General features: G+C 67.6%; 7 protein-coding genes. 2 read left to right on the forward strand and 5 right to left on the reverse strand.

The window, feature by feature from the left end:
• Positions 1 to 571 (reverse strand): MFS transporter (locus AC1D15_RS20170; protein ID WP_477827368.1); only part of this gene is annotated, 571 nt, incomplete at its 3' end.
• An 88-nt stretch (positions 572 to 659) separates the two neighbouring features.
• Between AC1D15_RS20170 and AC1D15_RS20175 the strand changes: the two genes are divergently transcribed.
• Entirely contained in the window at positions 660 to 1760 is a 1101-nt protein-coding gene (locus tag AC1D15_RS20175) for an AraC family transcriptional regulator (protein WP_477827369.1), read from the forward strand.
• Here AC1D15_RS20175 and AC1D15_RS20180 read toward each other — a convergent pair.
• From AC1D15_RS20180 to AC1D15_RS20195, 4 genes are all read right to left on the reverse strand, one after another.
• Positions 1656 to 2258 carry a hypothetical protein gene (locus tag AC1D15_RS20180; protein ID WP_477827370.1) on the reverse strand — a complete coding sequence of 201 codons (603 nt, stop codon included), beginning with the start codon at positions 2256 to 2258 and terminating at the stop codon, positions 1656 to 1658. The genes AC1D15_RS20175 and AC1D15_RS20180 overlap by 105 nt on opposite strands.
• A gap of 14 nt (positions 2259 to 2272) precedes the next feature.
• A complete protein-coding gene (locus tag AC1D15_RS20185) occupies positions 2273 to 2578 on the reverse strand; it encodes a helix-turn-helix domain-containing protein (RefSeq protein WP_477827371.1) in 306 nt (101 codons plus the stop codon).
• Positions 2571 to 2885, reverse strand: a complete 315-nt coding sequence (locus AC1D15_RS20190) for a transcriptional regulator (protein ID WP_477827372.1) — start codon at positions 2883 to 2885, stop codon at positions 2571 to 2573. The genes AC1D15_RS20185 and AC1D15_RS20190 overlap by 8 nt, the downstream gene beginning before the upstream one ends.
• A 178-nt stretch (positions 2886 to 3063) precedes the next feature.
• Entirely contained in the window at positions 3064 to 3978 is a 915-nt protein-coding gene (locus AC1D15_RS20195) for an AraC family transcriptional regulator (RefSeq protein WP_477827373.1), read from the reverse strand.
• Positions 3979 to 4078: 100 nt separating this feature from the next.
• Between AC1D15_RS20195 and AC1D15_RS20200 the strand changes: the two genes are divergently transcribed.
• On the forward strand, positions 4079 to 4199 hold a 121-nt coding region (locus AC1D15_RS20200), incomplete at its 3' end, for an SDR family NAD(P)-dependent oxidoreductase (protein WP_477827374.1).

The following is a 4199-nucleotide window of genomic DNA, read 5'->3' on the forward strand; positions in this document are numbered from 1 at the left end:
GCTGCACCGCGAGCGTCAGCACGCTGACGACGCCGGCCGCGACGAACGCGCTGCGCCAGCCCCACACCGAGCCCATCCACGCACCGATCGGCGCGGCGCCGACGGTGGCGACCGAGACCCCGGTGAGGATCACCGACATCGCGCGCGCGAACTGCGCCTCGGGCACCAGCCGCAGCGCCAGCGCCGCCGACATCGACCAGAAGCCGCCCAGCGCGATGCCCAGCATCACGCGCGCCACCAGCAGCACCGGCAGGCTGGTGGCGGTGGCCGCGATCAGGTTGGACAGCATCAGCAGCGCGGTGAGCGCCAGCATGACGATGCGGCGGTCGATGCGGCGCGTCAGCAGCGGGATCGACGGTGCGGCCACCGCGCCGACCAGCGCCGTGGCCGTGACGGCCTGGCCGGCCGCGCCGTCGGTGACGCCCAGGTCGGCGGCCATCGCGGTGAGCAGGCTCGCGGGCAGGAACTCGGCCGTGACGAGACCGAACACGCCCAGCGTCAGCGACGCAATGGCGAACCAGTCGGCATGGCCGGCAGGGGAATCTGGAAGTGCGATCGGGGCAGAAGACACGTTGCGCAGGCCGGGAGAAGGCCTTGTGGTGGACTGGGAACACAGCTTATGGCTAGGATCTCGGCGTTTGAATGCCGGAAGAGCCGAAATGAATGACTTTTTGTCCGACCGAGATCAACTGACCGAGATCCTGCTGGGGCTGCGGCTCGATGGCGTGGAGTACGGCCGCTGCGTGATGCGGGCGCCGTGGGCGGTGGCGTTTCCGGCGCAGCGCGCGGCGCGCTTTCATTTCGTCGGCAGCGGCGGCAGCTGGCTGCGCACCCCGTCGACCGACTGGAAGCGGCTGAACCCCGGCGATGCGGTGCTGCTGCCACGCGGCAGCTTCCACATCCTGGCCAGCGCGCCCGACGTGCCGGCGGTGGACATCGATTCGCTGGCGCGGGTGGCGGTCTCGGACAACATCTACCTGGTGGGGGCCGAGAACATCGGGCCGGCGGTGCCAAGCGGCGAGGCCGACAGCGCGGTGCCGCCCGACGTGATGTTCTGCGGCGCGCTGCGCTTCAACCTCGACCCCTTGCACCCGCTGCTGACGATGATGCCGGACGTGATGCACGCGGGCGACCTCGCGACGCGCGACGTCACCGTGCCGGCGCTGCTCGAGGCGATGGAACGCGAGGTGGCGCTCGACCGCATCGGCGCCTGCGGCATCCTCGCGCGGCTGGCCGACGTGCTGGCGGCCAGCATCATCCGCGCGTGGGTGGAATGTGGCTGCAGCGACTCCACCGGCTGGATCGCGGCGGTGCGCTGCCCGAAGATCGGCAAGGTGATCGCGGCGATCCATGCGCAACCCGAGCGCGACTGGAGCGTGCCGATGCTGGCCGACCTGATGGGCTCGTCGCGCTCCAGTTTTGCCGAGGCCTTCACGCGCACGATGGGCGAGAGCCCGGCGAAGTACGTCGCCAAGGTGAAGATGTTCCAGGCGCGCCACTGGATCGCCAACGACGGCATGCGCATCGCGGTGGCGGCCGACCGGCTCGGCTACGACTCCGAGGCGTCGTTCAGCCGGGCGTTCAAGCGGGTGATCGGGCACCCGCCGAGCGCGTCGCGGGTGGGGGAGCGGGGGCCGGCGCGCAGGGCCGTGCCGTCACCGGCAACTGCCGCCTTGCCGCAGGTACTGGAAGGCGCCGGTGTCCAGCTGGACGATGAATCGCCCGCCGATGCTGTCGTCGATCACCAGCTCCTTGTCTGATTCCAGCACCGTCGACACGCCCTGGCAGCGCCAGTGGATCGACGACGCCGTGGTCTGGAAGCGCTTGGTGTCTTCGAGCGAGTACAGGTCCGTCAACGTGTACTTCTTGATGACGTCTCCATTCGCCGCGTAGATGACGAGGATGTTTCCGATCCCGCGGTTGTGCCAGTTGTCGAGGGTGACCAGCACGCCCTGGTTGGTGAACTCCATGTTGATGGGCGCGATGGGGTTCAACAGGAAGGTCGTGTGGACCTTTCGATACGACACGCCGTCGAACCGATGCCACTCTGCCATCGCGAACGGCCCCGTGGGCCTGCCGCCGTAGCCGTAGACATCGCCCATGCTCTTGCCTGGAACGACGCGCACGACGAACTGGCCGTTCTCGCTGGCCCGCGCCTGAATGCGGGCGGGGGGCGATGAATCGGCGTGCGCGGAGGGGGTCAGCAGCACGCCGCTGACGAGGGCAAGCGGAGCGGCGAACCGCAGAAACATCCGCATGACCTGGCTCCCGTTCACGCAAGTGCCTCGCGAACGATCTCCGGATGCTTCATCGCAATGCGAATCAAGGTCTGGGCAGCACCCGATGGCGATCGACGCCCTTGCTCCCACTCCTGCAGCGTGCGCTTGGAAATGCTCAACGCCTCGGCGAACTGGGCTTGCGACAAGCCTGTGTTTTCACGCGCCTGCACCACTTCGTTCGGCTCAACCTTCGTCGTGCGCGCAGCGCTGCCCGCCTTCATTTCGCGCACTGACTGCAACAGCTTGAGCCCCAGAGCCTCACCGGAGGATGTTCGCTTCGAAGAAGGACGACTAACCATGTTCGATCTCCTCTCGTATCGCCTTGAGCAAGTGGGCGGGAATGTTGTCTCGCACTGACTTCGCATACACCAGCAGTAGGCAGATTTCGCCGCACGCCAAACGAACGAAGTAGATGACCCTGACGCCACCTCGCTTGCCCATGCCGGCGCGCGACCAGCGCACTTTCCGACATCCCCCACTCTCTGGAATCAGATCGCCCGCCTCCGGATTGGCTGCGAGCCAGCGAAAGAAGTCGATCCGCTCTTCTTCTGTCCATACCTTGTCTGCTTCAGCGACAAAGGTCGGGGTCTCGGCAAAAGTGAACATTGGGAATGTACGTCTCAGACGTATGCACGTCAATGACGTACAGACGATGTGGTTGAGATCCGACCCCACTGCCGTCGGCGCGGCGAAGCCTATCGCCAGGCCCTCTTGCTGACGACCGGTACATAGCGACCATCGCTTCAGCGCAAACCGCGTTCAGTCGCAGCGGCCTTGTTCGACCTCAGCCCTGCTGCGCCGCCGACTGCAGCCGCGCATACCGCCCCGGCGCCTGCCCCACGTGCCGGCTGAAGGCCGTGCTGAAGGTGCTGGCCGAGCTGTAGCCGACGCGTTCGGCCACCTCGGCCATCGCGACGCCGCTGCGGCCGAGCAGGTCCTTCGCGAGGGCCATGCGCCAGCCGAGCAGGTAGGCCATCGGCGACAGCCCCACCGCGCGCGAGAAGCGCTCGAAGAAGACGGAGCGCGACAGAGCGGCCCGCTTCGCGAGTTCATCCACCGTCCACGCGCGTGCGGGCTCGCCATGCATGTCGCGGATCGCCGTGGCCAGGCGCGCATCGGCCAACGCGCGCAGCAGGCCCGGCGGTGCCGTGTCGCCGGGCGCGGAGCGCAGCGCCTCGATCAGCAGCACCTCGACCAGCCGCGACAGGATCAGCTCGCGGCCCGGTCGCTGCTCGATCGATTCGCCCCGCACCAGCTGCACCAGCAACGGCAGCCGCTCGACGCCGCGCACATGCAGCACGCTGGGCAACAGCGACACCATCAAGGCCGCATCCGGTGAATCGAACGCGAAGTACCCGCCGAGCATGCGCACCTCCGGCGGCCCGCCACGCCGGCCATGGCGGATCTCTCCTTCGGGCGCCGGCTGGGCCCGGGGATCGACGAAGACCGCAGCCGCCAGCGCGGCACTCGACATCGTGAACCCGGGCGTGGCCGGCATCAGCAGGAAATCGCCGGCCGCCAGCGTGATCGGCTCCTGTCCGTCGACGGCCAGCAGGCACTCGCCCTCGAGCATCGTGCAGAAGCTCGGCTGGCCGAAGCTCGAATAGCGCACCGCCCATGCGCCTGCGCCACTGATCACCTTGGAGTACACCGCACGCGGCCGCAGCAGCGCGATCACCTCTGCCAGCGGATCCACCATGGCCGGACTCCTGCAAACGAATATCGGACTGTTGATTGTAGAGAGTCCTGACTCTCGTCGGTATCGTTCCGTCATCGTCAACACACCACCGAGGCACCGAATGAAAACCGTCCTGATCACTGGCTGCTCGTCCGGCTACGGGCTCGAGACCGCCCGCCACTTCCACGCGCAAGGCTGGACCGTGATCGCCACGATGCGCACGCCCCGCACCGATGTGCTGC

It is taken from the genome of Rhizobacter sp. P2_H2 (assembly GCF_056403375.1).

Excerpts from the sequence above, each read along its gene's own strand:
- AC1D15_RS20190 (WP_477827372.1), bottom strand. The coding sequence starts at position 2,885 with ATGTTCACTTTTGCCGAGACCCCGACCTTTGTCGCTGAAGCAGACAAG.
- AC1D15_RS20195 (WP_477827373.1), bottom strand. The coding sequence starts at position 3,978 with ATGGTGGATCCGCTGGCAGAGGTGATCGCGCTGCTGCGGCCGCGTGCG.
- AC1D15_RS20175 (WP_477827369.1), top strand. The coding sequence starts at position 660 with ATGAATGACTTTTTGTCCGACCGAGATCAACTGACCGAGATCCTGCTG.
- AC1D15_RS20180 (WP_477827370.1), bottom strand. The coding sequence starts at position 2,258 with ATGCGGATGTTTCTGCGGTTCGCCGCTCCGCTTGCCCTCGTCAGCGGC.
- AC1D15_RS20185 (WP_477827371.1), bottom strand. The coding sequence starts at position 2,578 with ATGGTTAGTCGTCCTTCTTCGAAGCGAACATCCTCCGGTGAGGCTCTG.